This window comes from Patulibacter minatonensis DSM 18081 (assembly GCF_000519325.1).
Lineage (GTDB): Bacteria > Actinomycetota > Thermoleophilia > Solirubrobacterales > Solirubrobacteraceae > Patulibacter > Patulibacter minatonensis.
In genome coordinates this window covers 4,855,316-4,872,070 of the sequence record NZ_KI912613.1, presented here as the reverse complement: position 1 = coordinate 4,872,070, position 16,755 = coordinate 4,855,316, and the positions used below count along the sequence as shown (strand labels likewise).

14 protein-coding genes are annotated in these 16,755 nt (G+C 75.6%); 11 read left to right on the top strand and 3 right to left on the bottom strand.

Translation table 11 applies throughout. The features are described from left to right. The 6 genes from PATMI_RS32645 to PATMI_RS0122870 all read left to right on the top strand — a co-directional run. The coding region (locus PATMI_RS32645) for a class I tRNA ligase family protein (RefSeq protein WP_036726301.1) at positions 1-758 on the top strand (758 nt) is incomplete at its 5' end. A 580-nt stretch (positions 759-1,338) separates the two neighbouring features. Beyond that, positions 1,339-2,082 carry a ComEA family DNA-binding protein gene (locus PATMI_RS35345; RefSeq protein ID WP_157260926.1) on the top strand — a complete coding sequence of 248 codons (744 nt, stop codon included), beginning with the start codon at positions 1,339-1,341 and terminating at the stop codon, positions 2,080-2,082. Further along, a complete protein-coding gene (locus PATMI_RS0122885; RefSeq protein WP_026912591.1) occupies positions 2,079-4,640 on the top strand; it encodes a ComEC/Rec2 family competence protein in 2,562 nt (853 codons plus the stop codon). The genes PATMI_RS35345 and PATMI_RS0122885 overlap by 4 nt, the downstream gene beginning before the upstream one ends. Before the next feature lie 505 nt (positions 4,641-5,145). Continuing rightward, positions 5,146-5,409, top strand: coding sequence for a hypothetical protein (locus tag PATMI_RS36975; RefSeq protein ID WP_157260925.1), 264 nt, complete (start codon positions 5,146-5,148; stop codon positions 5,407-5,409). 224 nt (positions 5,410-5,633) lie between these two features. Next, positions 5,634-6,614 carry a DNA polymerase III subunit delta gene (gene holA / locus PATMI_RS0122875; protein WP_026912589.1) on the top strand — a complete coding sequence of 327 codons (981 nt, stop codon included), beginning with the start codon at positions 5,634-5,636 and terminating at the stop codon, positions 6,612-6,614. 165 nt (positions 6,615-6,779) lie between these two features. After that, entirely contained in the window at positions 6,780-7,355 is a 576-nt protein-coding gene (locus PATMI_RS0122870; protein ID WP_026912588.1) for a hypothetical protein, read from the top strand. A 20-nt stretch (positions 7,356-7,375) separates the two neighbouring features. On the opposite strand, the gene PATMI_RS32635 is transcribed toward PATMI_RS0122870, so the two are convergent. Together PATMI_RS32635 and rpsT are read right to left on the bottom strand one after the other, a co-directional pair. Then, complete coding sequence (locus tag PATMI_RS32635; protein ID WP_051472183.1) at positions 7,376-8,122, bottom strand: tyrosine-protein phosphatase; 747 nt, start codon at positions 8,120-8,122, stop codon at positions 7,376-7,378. Positions 8,123-8,283: 161 nt separating this feature from the next. Beyond that, on the bottom strand, positions 8,284-8,553 hold the full coding sequence (gene rpsT, locus PATMI_RS0122860) for a 30S ribosomal protein S20 (protein ID WP_026912587.1): 270 nt from the start codon (positions 8,551-8,553) through the stop codon (positions 8,284-8,286). 122 nt (positions 8,554-8,675) lie between these two features. Between rpsT and murJ the strand changes: the two genes are divergently transcribed. Together murJ and PATMI_RS0122850 are read left to right on the top strand one after the other, a co-directional pair. Further along, entirely contained in the window at positions 8,676-11,435 is a 2,760-nt protein-coding gene (gene murJ, locus PATMI_RS0122855) for a murein biosynthesis integral membrane protein MurJ (protein WP_026912586.1), read from the top strand. Positions 11,436-11,572: 137 nt separating this feature from the next. After that, a complete protein-coding gene (locus tag PATMI_RS0122850) occupies positions 11,573-11,827 on the top strand; it encodes a hypothetical protein (protein ID WP_026912585.1) in 255 nt (84 codons plus the stop codon). A gap of 108 nt (positions 11,828-11,935) precedes the next feature. On the opposite strand, the gene gad is transcribed toward PATMI_RS0122850, so the two are convergent. Further along, complete coding sequence (gad, locus tag PATMI_RS0122845) at positions 11,936-13,399, bottom strand: glutamate decarboxylase (protein ID WP_026912584.1); 1,464 nt, start codon at positions 13,397-13,399, stop codon at positions 11,936-11,938. A 193-nt stretch (positions 13,400-13,592) separates the two neighbouring features. Between gad and PATMI_RS32630 the strand changes: the two genes are divergently transcribed. The 3 genes from PATMI_RS32630 to lepA all read left to right on the top strand — a co-directional run bounded on the left by PATMI_RS32630 (position 13,593) and on the right by lepA (position 16,647). Beyond that, a complete protein-coding gene (locus PATMI_RS32630; RefSeq protein ID WP_051472182.1) occupies positions 13,593-13,943 on the top strand; it encodes an SRPBCC domain-containing protein in 351 nt (116 codons plus the stop codon). An 88-nt stretch (positions 13,944-14,031) separates the two neighbouring features. Continuing rightward, positions 14,032-14,373, top strand: a complete 342-nt coding sequence (locus PATMI_RS0122835; RefSeq protein ID WP_026912583.1) for an ArsR/SmtB family transcription factor — start codon at positions 14,032-14,034, stop codon at positions 14,371-14,373. 441 nt (positions 14,374-14,814) lie between these two features. Continuing rightward, complete coding sequence (lepA, locus tag PATMI_RS0122830) at positions 14,815-16,647, top strand: translation elongation factor 4 (RefSeq protein WP_026912582.1); 1,833 nt, start codon at positions 14,815-14,817, stop codon at positions 16,645-16,647. The last annotated feature ends 108 nt before the right edge of the window (positions 16,648-16,755 follow it).

The window sequence follows — 16,755 nt, the reverse complement described above, 5'->3', positions numbered from 1 at the left end:
GTGGCGCGGCACGGCCGGGCGACGAGGCCGCCGGCGACCGCGATCCCGGCGTCGCGGCGACCGAGCCGAACACCGTGGTGGCGGGGATCCTGGCCCCGGAGTCCCCCGAGGGCGACGACCTCGAGCTCGTCCGCAAGGCGCACTGGGCGATCGACAAGGTCACGCAGGACCTCGACGGCCGTTTCGCGTTCAACACGGCGATCTCCGCGGTGATGGAGCTCGTCAACGCGGTGTCGTCGCGGCGGAACGCCGTCGCGGAGGGCGCTTCGACGGCGGCCGCCGCGCGGGCGGCGTCGCGCGAGGGCGCGAACGCGAACGACGCGGGGGATGCCGCGGACGGCGCGGGCGACGGGTACGCCGCGGTCTCCCCGACGGCCGCGGACACCGACGCCGCGCTGATCGCCGACGCCGAGGCCTGGGCCGCGATCCGCTTCGCGCTGACCACCGCCAACACGCTCCTGCAGCCGTTCGCGCCGCACCTGACCGCCGAGGCCTACGAGCGCCTGACGGGCACCCGGGTCTGGGAGCAGCCGTGGCCCGAGGCCGAGCAGCGCTACCTGGAGCGCGACGAGTTCGAGCTCGTCGTCCAGGTCCAGGGCAAGGTCCGCGACCGCGTGATGGCCCCGACCGGCGCGTCGAAGGACGAGCTCGAGTCCTTGGCGCTCGGCCGCGAGAAGCTGCAGCCGTTCCTCGAGGGCAAGACGGTCGTGAAGGTGATCGTCGTCCCGGGGAAGCTCGTCAACGTGGTGGTGCGGTAGGCGTCCGGCCGGCCGCGTCGGCGGCGGCACCCGCCGCCCCGGCGGCGGCAACGGCCCCGGGTGCGTGACCTGACCCGGCGGCACCGGCGGCGGCGTCCGGCCCTGAGTGCGTGAGCTGATCCGGCGGCGTCTGCCGCCCGCCGGCGTTGGCGACGGCGTCGTCGGCGGCGCTCGGGGCGACGCAGTCACGGCAGCGGGGCCCGCCGGCCAGGACGGGGCGCCGCTGATGGCGCAGGGCCGGCCGATGGTGCGTTCGCGTCGCTCTGCGACGAGAACGCAGAAGTGGCCCGTTCCGCGGGGTGGCGTCGTCGGCGGAGGCGCGTCCGTTGGTGCGTTGGCGTCGCTCTGCGACGAGAACGCAGAAGTGGCCCGTTCCGCGGGGTGGCATCGTCGGGGGAGGCGCGTCCGTTGATGCGTTGGCGTCGCTCTGCGACGAGAACGCAGAAGTCGTCGCCTGCGTCCGATCTCCGTCGCCCCCGGTCCTGAGCGCCGCAGGGTCACGGTCGCCCGCGCGAAGTCGGAACGATCCCGCGACGCTCTCGGGGTCCTGTGCAACGCGCCTCGCCGTAGCGTCGTCGGGGTGCTGGATCGTCCTTGGGTGCGCCTCGTCCTCGGGGCCGTCGTCGCCGCGCTGCTCGGGGCGATGGCCGCGCGCGTGGCGGTCTCCGCGTCGGCCGGCGACGGGGCGGGTGGGGCGACCGGGGCGGGGGCGTCGAAGGGCGGGTCCTTCGGTGCCGGGTCGCGTGGGAGCTCGTCGTCCGGTGGCGGCGGTGCCGGGTCGGGGAACGCGGACGGCAGCGGCGGGTCGGGCGCGGCCGACGGCGGGTCCGGCGGGGCGACCGCGACCCTGGGCGGCGGCTCGGGGCGCGTGAAGGTCCACGTCACCGGGGAGGTCCGACGACCCGGCGTCTACGACCTGCCGGAGGGGACGCGGGTGGACGATGCCGTCCGGCGCGCGGGTGGTCCGACAGGGGACGGCGACCGGCAGGCGCTGAACCTCGCGGCACCGGTGCGCGACGGCCAGCAGGTCCGCGTGCCGCAGAAGGCCCCGGTGGCGGCGGGTCGAGGGGTCGCCGGAGGGTCGGCGGGGAAGGGCGGCGCGCCAGCCGGCGCGGAGGGTCCCGGCGGCGGTGCCCCGATCGACCTCAACACCGCGTCCCTCGAGGAGCTCCAGACGCTCGACGGGGTGGGGGAGGCGACCGCGGCGAAGATCGTGAAGCTCCGCGAGGAGCGCGGCGGGCTGTCGGGGGTCGACGACCTCGACGAGATCCCCGGGATCGGCGCCAAGAAGCTCGAGGCGATCCGGGCGCAGCTCGAGGGATGACCGCCCGCTGGCCGCAGCACCACCTGGCGGCGTGCATCGCGGTGGCGCTCGTGGTCGCTCCGCGGTGGCCGGCGCTGCTGCCCGTGCTCGCGGCCGTGGCGTGGGCGACCCAGCCGCGGACGGGCTGGGCGACCGCGGCGGTGGCGGCGGTGCTGCTCGCCGCTGCCGTCGGGGTGTGGCGGCAGGCGGACGCGGAGCGGACGGCCCGGGCGCCGCTCGCGCGCGGCGTCGCGGTCGGTCCGTCGGAGCGGGTGGAGGTCCTCGAGACGGCGGACCGGTCGCTCAGCGGCGGCTGGCGCACGACCGTCCGGTTGCGCGGCGCGACGGTCGAGCTGCGGACGCCGGTCGCGGCGTCCGCGCCCGACCTCGTCCCCGGCCGGCTGATCCGCGTCCGTGGTCGGCTGCGGCCGGTCGGCGAGGGCGCGGTCGGTGCCCGCTCGCGCGGCATCGCGCTGACCCTGGATGCGCAGATCGTCGGGACGGCGGGGAGACGCGGCGGCTGGCGGGGCGCGATCGACCGGTTCCGGGAACGGGCGGAGCGGGCGCTGACCGCGCCGGGAGCCGGCAACGCGCCGGGGGCCGGCTACGCGCCGGGCGACGACAACGCGCCGGGGGCCGGCAACGCGCCGGGCGACGACGACGCGCCGGGGGCCGGCAACGCGCCCGGCGACGACGACGGGCCCACCGCCGCCGTCCCGTCGACGGGTGACCGCGGAGGCGGTCCTGCTCCGGGGCCCGCGGAGGAGGGCAGCGGCGCCGGCGTCGTTCCGCGCACCGCCGCCGACACCCGCACCGCCCTCCTGCGCGGGATGGTCCTCGGGCAGGACGACGGGTTCACCGACGACGAGGAGGAGCGCTTCCGGCGCAGCGGGCTGTCGCACCTCGTCGCCGCGAGCGGGCAGAACGTGGCGCTCGTGGCGGCCCTCGCGATCGGGATCGCGGCGCTCTGCGGCCTGTCGCGTCCGGCGCGGATCGGGTGGGCGCTGCTTGCGGTCGCGCTGTACGTGCCGCTGGCGGGCGGGGGACCGTCGATCCGTCGCGCCGGGGTGACCGGGGTGCTGACGCTCCTGGCGCTCGGGCTCGGCCGTGCCCCGGACCGCTGGTGGGCGCTGCTGCTCGCAGCGATCGCGACGGTGGTGGTGGATCCGTTCTCGCCCGAGCAGCTCGGCTGGCAGCTGAGCTTCGCGGCGGTCGTCGGGCTGCTCGTCCTCGCGCCGCCGCTCACGGCGGCGGCTCGACGGGCGGGCTGGCCGCCGTGGCTCGGGGCCGCCGCGGCCGTCCCGCTCGGCGCGGGGCTGGCGACCGCGCCGGTGCTCGCCGCGGGGGTGGGAGACGTGTCGCTGACGAGCCTCCCCGCGAACCTCGTCGTCGAGCCGGTCGTCGCCCCGGTCACGTGGCTCGGGATGCTCGCCGGCCTGCTCGGACCGGAGGGGGCGCCGGTCACGGGATGGCTCGTCCGGCTGGCAGGGCCGTTCCTGGACTGGACGGGCGGCGTCGCGACCTGGGCGGCGTCACCGGACTGGGCGGTCGTCCGGCCGGGGCCCGGTGCGGCGCTCGTCCCCGTCCTCGGGCTCCTCGCCGCGCTCGTGGTCGTCCAGCGCCCCGCGTGGCTCGTGCGTGGGCAGGACCTCGCGCGCCGACGGGCCGCGCGCACCGGGCCGGGGCGGCGCGCCCTCCGGCTCTCCCGCCTGCGCCCGGTCCGGATCGGCGCCGTGGCCCTCGTCGCCGTCGGGCTCGTGCTCGCGACGGTCCTCGGTGCCCGCCGTAGTCCCGGCGGCCATCCGGTGCTCGACGGTGACGGGGTCGTCGTCCTCGACGTCGGACAGGGGAGCGCCACGTTGCTGCGGCAGGGCGACGCGACGATCCTGGTCGACGCGGGCCCCGTCGACGGCCGCGTCCTCGACCGTCTGGCCGAGCAGGGCGTCACCCGCCTGGACGCGCTCGTCCTGTCGCACGCCGCGGCCGACCACACCGGCGGCGCCCCCGCCGTGGCGAGCCGTCTGCGGCCGGGCCTCCTCGTCGACGGACGCAGCGGCAACCCGGATCCCCCGACCGCGGCCGCCGCGGCGACCGTCCGCGCGGCCGGCGGACGCGTGGTCCCGGGGCGGGCCGGCCTCGTGGTCGCGGCGGGCGACCTGCGTGCCGAGATCCGGTGGCCGCCGGCCGGTCAGGGGCCGACGCCGGCGGGGGAGGACCCCAACGACCGGGCGCTCGTGGTGCGGGCCGTCGTCGGTGGGCTCCGGGTCCTCGTGCCCAGCGACCGCGAGGGGATCCCGCTCCGGCGCGCCGCGGGCGGCCCGGTCGACCTGCTCGTCCTCCCGCACCACGGCAGCGCCGACGACGACGTCCCCCGCCTCCTCGAGGACCTCCGACCGCGGGCGGCGATCGCCCAGGTCGGCGCGCACAACGGCTACGGCCATCCCGCCCCGCCGACCGTGGCCGCGGTCCGGGCCGCGCGCGTACCGCTGTGGCGCACCGACCGGAACGGCAGCGTCGGGGTGCGGGGCGGACCAGGCGGACCGCGCGTGGAGGCGACGCGGGGTGCGGGCGGGCCGTGACGTTGGCGGGGGCGGGCGGTGATGTTGGCGGGGCGGGCGGCGACGTTGGCGCGGGCGGACGGTGACGTTGGCGCGGGCCATCTCCGGCAAGGCGGCCGGATCGCGACGCAGCGGGGCTGATCTCGACGGGGCTGGGCTCCGAGACGGGGTGGAGACGGCACCGTTCCGACGTGGCGCGCCTCGAGCTCGCGGCCGCAGGCCTCGACGCGGCGGTGGCGTGCCGGCTCCTACGCAGATCGACGTAGACGCCGTCCACGCGGCGGTTGACCCGCGGCCCCGGCGGCCGTACGGTCGCCCGATCATGCCCACCGCCGCCCCGACCGCCTCCACCGCCCGTACATCCGCCGCTCGTGTTCGCCCAAGCGGCGGTCGCGGGGCGGGTGTCGGCCGCGGGACCGGTGGGCGTGCGTCGCGCGCGCTCGGAGGCGTCGCACTCGCGGGCGTCGTCGCGGTCCTGGCCGTCGCGCCCGGAGGGGCGTCCGCGGCGGGCGCGAAGACGTGCACCGTGCCCGCGCTCCCGGGCACCGGCACCACCGTGACGTCCCTGAAGGTCACGAAGACGACCTGCGGGGCGGGTGCCAAGACCGTGAAGGCCTTCACCGCGTGCCGCACGAAGACGGGCCCGGCCGGTCGCTGCGTGAAGAAGGTCTCCGGCTACGCGTGCCGCGAGGTGCGGCAGAACGCACCGACCGAGATCACCGGCACGGTCACGTGCACGAAGGGCAAGGCGAAGGTCGTCCACGGCTACCGGCAGGTCATCGGGGGCTGACCCCCGCGGCGCGGCCGCGCCGTTCTCGGTCGTGTACCCGTGAGGTACCGGATCGGGAACGCGCCGCCCCGGGGCCGGCCGCGTGCGATCCGCGCCGGCCCGCGTGCCTGATCGCGCACCCGTGAGGTATCGGATCGGGGACGCGCCGCCCCGGGCACGCCGTGCGGGGACCGCCTCGCCTGCGACCCCGGCCGTCCGCGCCCCATCCCCTACCCTTGGCCGCGATGACCACGTGGCTGCCCGCCTACCTGATCCACGGTGACGACCACGACCGGGTCGCCGAGCGCCGCGCCCGGCTGAAGGCGACGGCGGAGGCCGAGGTCGGGGCCGAGGGCGTCGAGCACCTCGACGGGGACGCCGCCACGCCCGCCGCGATCGCGGACACGCTGTCGGCGATGACGCTCGGGCTCGGGCGGCGCTTCGTCCTCGTCGACGGGGTCGAGAAGTGGAAGGACGACGAGGTCACCGCCCGGCTCGTCCCCGTGCTGAAGGTGCTCGACGGCACGACCACGACGGTCGCGTTCGTCGGCATGGAGGACAAGAAGCTCCAGGTCCCCGCGGCACTCTCCGGTGCGGTCGAGAAGCTCGGCGGGGCCAAGGTCCACGAGGGCGCGCTGAAGGCCGCGCAGCTCCCGCGCTGGGCGAAGGAACGGGCCCAGCAGCTCGGGTTCGAGCTCGACGGGGCCGGAGCGCAGGCACTGGTCTCGCAGGTCGGCGAGCGCCGCGTCCGCCTGGAACGGGAGCTCGAGAAGCTCGCCCTCGAGTACGGGCCCGGCGCACGCCTCTCGACGGCCGAGGTCGAAGGGGCCGTCGCCGACGCCGCCGAGCAGCAGGTGTGGGGGCTCGTCGACGCGATCGTCGCCGGCGATCGGAACGCGGCGGTCGCGTCGTACCTCGCCCTCCGCGCGCAGGGCGAGCAGCTCGCGCGCCTGACCGGCCTGCTGCAGTCCCGGATGCGCCAGGCGCTCGAGATGGCGCGGCGGCTGGAGGCCGGCGAGGACCGCCAGGCGATCTCGAAGGCCGTCCGGATGTCGCCCTGGCAGTTCGACCGCCGCCTGGTCGAGGCGCGGGACGCCGGCGTCGCGACGCTCGCCCAGGCCGTCAACCGCATCGCGACCCTCGAGCTCGCCGCCCGCGGCGACAGCCTGCTGGACCAGGACACCGAGGCGATCCGCGTCATCGGCGCCGTCACCGCACGTCGCTGACCGGGACACCCGCCACGGACACGTCGTCCCAGGCGGTCGAGGCCCCGCCCCGACCGACGGTTCCCGCCCCGACCGACGATGCCCGCCCCGACCGACGGTTCCCGCGGCGTCCCGGGATCCGGTGGTCGGTCCGGCCCGGCACCCGCCGCGAGTAGGGTCCGGTGGATGCGCGCGCCGGTGGTGCTCCTCCTGGTCCTCGGCGCGCTCGCGTCGACGACCGGCTGCGGGGACGACCGGGACGCACCCGCGGACCGGCGCGCCGCGGCCGTCGCGGTCTCGCCCGCCGACTACGCCAAGCGCGCCGAACGACGCTGCCGCGCCATCCTCGTCGCCGCCCGCCGGACGGTCGCGACCGAGCTCCGGTCGCGGCGGCTCAGGACGCCCGCCGGCGACCGCCGGTACCTGCGGTCGTACGGGACCTACCTCGACACCGTGGGGCACCAGCTCGACCGGCTGTCCCGCCTGACCGTCCCGGACGAGCCGGAGTACCGGGCGCTGCGCCGCGGGCTGCGGGCCGTCACGCCCGGGCTCACGGCGACGCTGCACCGCAACACCGTCGAGCTCGCGCGCGACCCGACGCCGGAGACGTACGCCCGCGTCCGGCGTTCGTCCGAGGACGCCGGCCGCGCCCTGCCGGTGGACCTCTTCCCGGCGACGCTCTCGACGTCCGCCCCGTCGTGCCGCACGCTGCTCGGGCCGGGCGGCGGCGGGGGCGCCGCCCCGGGCGGCCTCTCGGCCTGAGGCCCGCCCCCGAGCCGCCGTCAGTCCTGGCGCAGCGCGTCCCGCAGCCGGTCGAGCTCCTCGTCCGTCACGCCGTGCGAACGCAGGAACGCCTCCGTTCCGCCGTGGGCGTCGGTGAAGTGCGCGAGGGTCTTCGTCATCGCGGCGGCGGGGGCCGTCATGGCGGCGGCCATCTTCTGCTCGGTGAGGCCCGCCTGGATCGCGCGGCGGTGGATCTCCTCCAGGGCCTCGCCGACCAGGAGCTCGGCGGTCCGGGCGTAGTCGACGGCGATCACGTCGTCGGGGACCCCGGCGATCGACAGCACCAGCGCGGCGACGAGGCCGGTGCGGTCCTTGCCGGCCGCGCAGTGGACGACGGCCGGCAGCGCGTCGGGGGCGGCGAGCGCGCGGACGGCGGCGGCGAGCCGCTCGCCGCGCTGCTCGATGATCATCAGGTAGAGGTCGTCGACGCCCGTGATCGACTCGATGTCCATGCCGGGGCCGATCACCGGGACCGACCGGAACGCGACGTCGAGCCCGTCGAGGTCGTCGGGGTGCTGCTCCTGCTCGATCTCCTGCCGGAGGTCGACGATCGTGCGGATCCCGAGCTCGGCCAGGACCGCGCGCCCCTCGGTGCCCAGCTCGGTGAGGCCGTCGGAACGCCAGATGACGCCCAGCGGCACCCGGTCGACGGGGCCGATGGAGCGGAAGTTGACGGTGCCGGGGACGGCGGCGAGCCCGGTCGCGTCGACGAGGTCGGAGGGGACGGGGGCGGGGAGGCGGGGCACGTCCTCGGACGATGACCGATCGCCGACCGGATCGCGAGACGAGTCGGTGACGTCGCCTGGGGAACCCGACAACCCGCGGCCCGCACGACGAAACGGCCCGTCGTCGACGAGCCGTTCTGCGGTGCTTCGGTGCTGCGCGCGGGCCGCTCGGCCCGCGGGGATCAGGCGGCCGCGGCGGCCTTGACGAGGCGGGCGGCCCCGGCGATCTTGCGCGACCCGGTGTTGCGGTGCAGGGCGCCGGCCTTGACGGCCTTGCCGACCAGGCTCGTGTACTTGCGCTGGGCGGTCTCGATCTCGGCGGAGTCGCCGGCCTTCACCGCGGCCTCCAGGTGACGGAGCTGCGTCTTGAGGGCCGACGTGTAGCGACGGTTCTCGAGGCGCTCGCGCTCGGAACGGAGGATGCGCTTCTTCTGCGATGCGATGTTTGCCATAAGCCGACCCGGGATAGTAGCGCCGGCCCTCATGATCGTGCGTGGCGGGTCCGCCGGTCGCACGTGGCGCGTCGCCGTCAGCACCGCCGGACGGCCGACGCGGGGCATAGGATGCCGCACCGGTGCCCGCGTCCCGCCCACGACCCCACGCCGCGGTTCCCGGCGACCCGGATCCCGAGGGCGGCGGTGCCGAGGGCGTGATCCCGGAGTCGGGCAGCGCGTCCGGCCGGGCCCGCAACACGATCATCTTCTCGGTCGCGACCGGCCTGTCCCGGGTCGCCGGCCTGATCCGCGAGATCTTCTCCAACGCGCTCTACGGCGCGGGCGGGGCGGCGTCGGCGTTCACGATCGCCTTCGCGGTCCCGAACCTCCTGCGCGCCCTGTTCGCGGACATGGCGCTGTCGGCCGCGTTCGTCCCGGTCTTCACGGAGCTGCTCGAGAAGAAGAAGAAGCGCGAGGCGCTGCTGCTGCTCTCGACGCTCTTCTGGGTGCTCCTGGCCGGGCTGGCGCTGCTCGTCGGCGTCGCGATGCTGACCGCGCCGCTCTACATGCCGCTCTTCGTCGGCGACGAGGTGACGCGGGACCTCGGGTCCGGCGGGAACGGCCTGACCGTCGGCCTGTCGCAGGTGATGCTGCCGACGGTGCTCCTCCTCGGCCTGAACGGGCTGTTCGTCGGGGCCCTGAACGCGTACGACCACTTCACCATCCCGGCGCTCTCGCCGCTGGTCTGGAACTTCGTGATCATCGTCGTCAACCTGGCGCTGCTGCCGGCGTTCGGCGGCGCGGACTCGGCGCACGGGATCTACGCGCAGGCGGTCGGCATCCTCGTCGGGACGGGGGCGCAGCTGATGATGGCCGTCCCGGTGCTCCGGCGGTACGGCATACGGCTCGTGCCGAAGGTGAACATCCACGACCCCCGGCTGCGCCAGGTGCTCGTGCTGATGGTCCCCGTGGCGATCAGCCTGGGGCTCATCAACTTCAGCGCGCTGATCGACTCGATCCTGGCGTCGCACGTGTCCGACGACGGGCCTCGCGCGATCGAGGCCGCGTTCCGCCTGTACATGCTGCCCCAGGGCATCTTCAGCGTCGCGATCGTCACGGTCCTGTTCCCCGTCCTCAGCCGCGCCGTCGCGCGGCGGGACGATGCCCAGCTGCGCGGGCTCCTCGGCAACGGCATGGCCCAGATCCTCGTGCTGCTCGTCCCGATCGGCCTGCTGTTCGCCAGCCCGGTGATCTCGCACGACATCATCGAGACGCTCTTCCAGCGCGGCAAGTGGACGGACGCGAACACCGACACCGCGACGACGGCGCTCGTCTGGCTCGGCATCAGCCTCGCGCTCAACGGCGTGAGCCTCCTGCTCTCCCGCACGTTCTTCGCGCTCCAGCGCCCGTGGGCGAACACCGGCCTCGCGATGGGCAGCCTCGTGGCCAACGTAGCGGTGTCGGTCGCCCTGTACCGCCCGCTCGGGATCGCGGGCATCGTGATCGGCACGTTCGTCGGCAACGTCGTCCTCGTCGGCCTGCAGATCCGGCTCCTGCGCAAGGAGACCGGAGGACCCCTCGGGCTGCTGCCCGTGCTGCGCTCGCTGCTGCAGGTGCTGGTGGCGTCCGTGCTCGCCGTCCTCGCGGCGACCGGTGTCGTCCTGATCGGCCAGATCGCGACCGACGCGCTGGCCGACGGCGCGGCCTCGTCGATCGTGACCATGGTCTACCTCGGCATCGGCATCGTCGCGGGCGGCGTCGTCTACGTCGGACTGGCCCGCGACCTCGGGCTCCGCGAGCTCGAGCAGGCGGGGGCCCGGTTCGTCCGCCTGTGGGCCCGCGTGCAGGGCCCGCTGCTCCGGCTCCCCGGCGTGCGGACGCTCGTGGCCGCGTCCGGCAGCTCCGTCGCCCGCACGACCGGCGACGCCGTCGGGACCGTGCTGCGGATCCTCGCGTGGCCGCTGCGCCTGCCGACCGCGTTGGCGGTCGCCCTCTCGCGCCTGCTCGTCGGGATGGTGCCCGCGGGCCCCGCCGTCGCGGTCGCCGGACCGGCGGTCGGCGGGCCCGGTCGCGCCGGTGCGGCACGGGCCGGGGGTCGGTCGGGCGGGGCGACGCGCGGACGATCCGGCGGGGCTGCGGGCGGGCGGACCGGCGCGGTGGGCCCCGGCGGTGCCGGCGCTCCACGGGTCGACGCCGGGCGACCGCATGATTCCGGCGCGACGCCGTCGGACGCCGGGCGTCCGGGGCCCGACCCGTCCGCGGGCTCCGCCGGACCGGGCGGGGCTCCGACGTCGCCCGGCGTGGTCGGCCCGCGCGGCCGTGGTGCCGGCCGCCGCCGCCCGGACGCCGGAGCGCCGGCGCCGTTCGATCCTGCTGATCCCGCCACGCGGTCCGGGGGGACGGAGGTCTCCCGCCGCCTGATCCACCCCGCGGCGCCCGTCGACCCCGGCACGCCGTCGCCGGGCGCGCCCCGGGTCGGCGAGCCCGTCCCGGGAGCCCCCACCGGCGCGTCCGGCCCCGGTGCGCCGCCGGCCGACCCGGGCGCCCCGGCACCGGACCTGTACGACGCCGCCCGCGACTGGCCCACGATCGGCCAGCGCGGCGGCGAGACGCTCGACGTCCCGTGGCCCGGGGTCGAGCAGCACGGGACCGCCGACCCGTACTCCGAGCCGGCGTGGGAGGACGAGGTCGGGGCGTCCCGCCTCGAGGCCTACGGGGTCGAGCGCCCCGAGGGCGGCCTGACGCCGGAGCAGCAGCGTCGCGCGGCCCAGCGCGCCGAGGCCCGCCGGATGATCGAGGCCCGCGAGGAGGCCCTGGAGCGCATCGCCGAGCGCGCCCGCCGGCGCCGCGAGGGCGGCGGATCGGGTCCCAGGCGCGGGAAGCGCAAGCGTCGCGACTGACCGGGTCGACCACGGCGTTCGCGGGCTCCGCAGGTCGCCGGTCCGGTCCGGGCGGGCCCGTCGGCGCCTCCGCCCGGTGTGCACGGGCCGTCGCCGCTCCCGGGTTCCTGCCGCCGGACCGCGGGTAGCCACCCGCCATGACCTTCGACAGCCCGAGCGACCCCGTGGAGCCCGACGAGCGGGCCGAGGTCCCCACACCCGACACCGGCCGAGAGGTCCCGCTCCCCAACCGGCACGATGGGGAGTCGTCCGAGCGCCCCGGGAAGCACGACGACAGCGGTCGCGCGACCCCGCCGCCGCCGTCTGGGCACGCGGACGACGACCCCGACAACGTGTCGACCCCGACGCCGGTGGCCGATCCCGACCCGGAGGACCCGTCGGTCTCGGCCTGAGTCCGGCCGGCCCCTGACGCGGGGCCGCGTTCGTCGCACCGGGTGGCGCGCCGGGGGCCGTCCGCCCCGGAGACGATCCGCTCCGATCGAGCTCGGGGCCGGGCGCCGTCAGTCCGTCCGCACGCCCCGCTTCGGCGTGCCGTGCGAGAAGTCGGCGTGCTCGACCCCGCGCAGCGGCGCGGGCTGTTTCGTCAGCCGGTGCAGGGCGCGGTCGACGTCGGCGAGCAGCAGGTCGCCGAGGTCGTCGCTGAAGCCGTTGCGGACGACGACGCGCAGCACGTGGAGGTCGTCGCGGGCCTCGACGAACGGGTACGCCGGGACGAGCCAGCCGCGCTCGCGCAGAGTCGCCGACACGTCGTAGACGGAGAACTGGTCGACGTCGTCGGCGAGCGTGACCGCGAACACCGGGAGCTCGTCGCCGCGGGTCAGGGCCCGGAAGGCGCCTGTCGCCTCGAGCCCGTCGGCCAGGCGCGTCGCGGTGTCGCGCGAGCCCTGCTGGACCCGCCGGTAGCCGTCCATCCCGAGGCGCAGGAACTGGAAGTACTGGGCGACCACCTGGGCGCCGGGCCGGCTGAAGTTCAGCGCGAACGTCGGCATGTCGCCGCCGAGGTAGCTGACGTGGAAGACGAGCTCCTCGGGCAGCGCCTGCTCGTCGCGCCACAGCGCCCAGCCGACGCCCGGGTAGACGAGCCCGAACTTGTGGCCCGACGCGTTGATCGACGCGACGCGGGGGAGGCGGAAGTCCCAGACGAGGTCCTCGTCGAGGAACGGCGCGATGAATCCGCCCGACGCCGCGTCGACGTGGAGCGGCACGTCGAGGCCGGTGCGCGACTGGAGGTCGTCGAGCGCCGCGGCGATGTCCGCGATCGGCTCGTAGGACCCGTCGAACGTCGAGCCGAGGATCCCGACGACGCCGATCGTCCGCTCGTCGCACCGGGCCACGGCGGTCTCGGCGTCGAGGTGGAAGCGGTCGCCCTCCATCGGCACGAGGCGCGGCTCGACGTCCCAGTAGCGCGCGAACTTGTCCCAGCAGACCTGGACGTTCGCGCCCATGACGATGTTCGGCCGGTCGATCGGCTCGCCGGCGTCGCGCCGGCGGGCCTCCCAGCGGCGCTTCAGGGCGAGCCCGGCGAGCATCGCCGCCTCGCTGGACCCGGTGGTCGAGCAGCCGACGGCGGTGGTGGCGCCCGCGGTCGACTCCGGGCCGCTCGTGTCCCCGCCGTCCTTGCGCGGCGCGTTCCAGAGCCCGCCGAGCATCGCGACGCAGCGGGCCTCGAGCTCCGCCGTCTGCGGGTACTCGTCCTTGTCGATCATGTTCTTGTCGAAGACCGACGCCATCAGCGCCTCGGCCTCCGGCTCCATCCACGTCGTGACGAACGTGGCGAGGTTCAGCCGCGCGTTGCCGTCGAGCAGCAGCTCGTCGAGCACGATCCGCTGCGCCGCCCGGGGATCCATCGAGCCGGTCGGCAGCGCGTCGCGCGGGACCGGCGGTGTCCCGGGGCGGTGCAGCGGGTTCTCGGCGAGGGTCGGTCGGCGCGACCGGGGACCGCGGCTGGGCTGGTGCAGGGCCATGGGGCGACCCTACGGCCGCGCGGCCCGGACGGCGGCGGATTGGCGCGCCGGCACGGGTCGGTCGTCGATCGGTCGGTCCGGAGCGGCGGCGTGAGCGATGCGCGGATGGCCTGCGGGGCGGGCCGATGGCGCATCGGTCGTGGACGGTGGCGGGCGTGTTGGGTGGTCGGCCGGTGGGACGGTCCGATGGCGCGTGGGCGCCGAGATCGAGCTGCGCCCTGGCGGGCTGTACCGCCTGGAGTGGCGGGAGCACGGCACGTCGATCGGGCGCGTCGTCACCGTCGAGCCGCACACGCGGTTCTCGTACCGCTGGAACGCCTACGGGCCGAAGTGGCGCGAGGAGCCCGAGGACGGCCACGCGACGCTCGTCGAGTTCACGCTGGAGCCGCGCGGCACGGCGACGCGGCTGCGGATGGTCGAGACGGGCTTCGCGGATCTGGTGACCGACGAGGGGACCCGGACCACGGCGTTCGACGGGAACGTCCGCGGATGGGCCTCCGAGCTCGGCGAGCTCGAGGAGTACGCCGCGCGCGTGGCCGCATGACGACCGTCCGTCGCGTCGACCGAGCGGCACACCCGACGCACGGGCCGGGCCGTGGCGGATCCGTCCGCCCCGGAGCCGAGGTGGCCCCGTGACCGCCACCGCGACCGACGGCCCGCCCGCCGAGGTGCTCGCCGCCCTCGCCGACCCGACCCGCTGGGAGGTCCTGCGGCTGCTCGGCGAGGCGGGGGAGGGCACGGCGACGACGCTCGCCGCCGCCCTCCCGGTCAGCCGCGTCGCGGTGACGAAGCACCTGGGCGTGCTGGACCGGGCGGGCCTCGTCGGCTCCCGGAAGGTCGGACGCGAGGTGCGCTTCCGGGTCGACCCCCGGCCGCTGCAGGACGCCGGTCGTCGCCTCGAGGCCCTCGCGGCTGCGTGGGACGCGCGGCTCGCGCGCCTGAAGGCGCTGGCGGAGGCGGCCGAGTCGGGCTGAGGACCGGCGGCACGATCGCGGGCGGGTCGTCCGAGGAGCGGGACGACCGGGAACCGGGGTGAGAACCGGGCGGGCCGATGCCTGCCGTGGTGACGGTGTGGGAGCCAGCCACCCGCAGGGCGGCGGCTTCGTGCGCCGCCCCGTAGCCGTCGTGTGGCGTGCGTTCCTGCGGCCTGCGCGCAGGAATGAACGCCGGCCAGGCGTCCCGCCTCGCGTGGCGCGCGTTCCTGCGGCCTGCACGCAGGGATGAACGCCGGCCGCGTGTCCCGCCTCGTATGGCGTGCGTTCCTGCGCCCGACGCCGCCGCCGAACGCCTCACCGTCGCCTCGGTCGACCGCCCCGTCGGCCCGCGACGAGCGTCGCCGTCCGGACCCCCGCCGGCCCCCGTCCCGGCACCACGACGGGCCTTCCGCCGCCGCACCCGTACCCTGTGTCGACCTGATGAGCGACCAGTCCAAGATCCGCAACTTCTCGATCATCGCCCACATCGACCACGGCAAGTCGACGCTGGCGGACCGCATCCTCGAGCTGACCGACACCGTCGCCGACCGCGACATGCAGGACCAGCTGCTCGACTCGATGGAGCTGGAGCGCGAGCGCGGGATCACGATCAAGTCGCAGGCCGTGCGGGTGTACTTCGACGCCGACGACGGCGAGACGTACATGTTCCACCTGATCGACACCCCCGGGCACGTCGACTTCACGTACGAGGTCTCCCGGTCGCTGCAGGCCTGCGAGGGCGCGCTCCTGGTCGTCGACGCCTCGCAGGGCGTCGAGGCGCAGACGCTCGCGAACACGTACCTGGCCGTCGAGGCCGGGCTCGAGATCATCCCGTGCCTGAACAAGATCGACCTGCCCGGCGCCGAGCCCGAGCGCGTCGGGGCCGAGGTCGCGGAGCTCCTGGGCGACGACGCCGACTCGATCCTGCGGATCTCCGGCAAGACCGGCGAGGGCGTCGACGCGGTCCTCAACCGGCTCGTGCAGACCGTCCCCGCCCCGGACGGCGACCGCGACGCCCCGGCCCGCGCGCTGATCTTCGACTCCGAGTTCGACCAGTACCGCGGCGTCGTCGCCTACATCCGGGTGGTCGACGGCGTGTTCAAGAAGGGCGACAAGATCCGCGCGATGGCGGCCGAGACCGAGGCCGACGTCGACGAGCTCGGCATCTTCTCGCCGCAGATGGTGCCGATCACGGAGCTCGGGCCCGGCGAGGTCGGCTACGTCATCACGGGCATCAAGGACGTCATGCTGCTCAGGGTCGGCGACACGCTGACCCACCGCTCCGGCGTCCGCGGCCAGGGCGAGAAGCTCGTGCCCGCCGAGGAGGCGCTCCCGGGCTACCGCGAGATCCTGCCGATGGTCTTCTGCGGCCTGTTCCCGACGGACAACGCGCAGTACCCGGACATGCGCGACGCGCTCGAGAAGCTGTCCCTCAACGACGCCGCGCTGGCGTGGGAGCCCGAGACGTCCGACGCCCTGGGCTTCGGCTTCCGCATCGGCTTCCTCGGCCTGCTGCACATGGACATCGTCCGCGAGCGCCTCGAGCGCGAGTACGACCTCGACCTGATCGCGACGATGCCCTCGGTGGGCTTCGAGCTGGAGCTCCAGGACGGCACGATCCAGGAGATCCACAGCCCGTCGGCCTATCCGGACCCGACCTTCATCAAGAAGGTCAGCGAGCCGTTCGTGAAGCTCAACGTCCTCACGCCGACCGAGTACGTCGGCACGACGATGGAGCTCTGCCAGGAGAAGCGCGGCGAGCACCAGGGGATGCAGTACATCTCCGCCGACCGCGTGCAGCTGACCTACGACGTCCCGCTCGTCGAGATCGTCCTGGACTTCTTCGACCAGCTGAAGTCGCGCACCCGCGGCTACGCGTCGTTCGACTACGAGCCGATCGGTCTGCGCGAGAGCGACCTCGTCAAGCTCGACATCCTGCTCTCCGGCGAGCCCGTCGACGCCCTCTCGCTCCTCGTGCACCGCACGAAGGCGCAGGAGATGGGCAAGAAGTTCACGGAGAAGCTCAAGGAGAAGATCCCGCGTCAGCAGTACGACGTGCCGATCCAGGCCGCCATCGGCGCTCGGGTCGTCTCCCGCGAGACCGTCAAGGCGTACCGCAAGGACGTCACCGAGAAGCTCTACGGCGGCGACATCTCGCGGAAGAAGAAGCTGCTCCAGAAGCAGAAGGTCGGCAAGAAGCGCATGAAGCAGGTCGGCAACGTCGAGGTGCCCCAGGAGGCCTTCCTCGCGGTGCTGGAGCTCGGCGACGCCTAGGACGCGGGGACGGTAGGGCACGCGGCCGCCGACCGCCGTGCGACCCTGACCGCGGCCGTGCGACCCTGGCCGCGGCCGCGCGGCCCGGACCGGGCCGCGCGCCACACC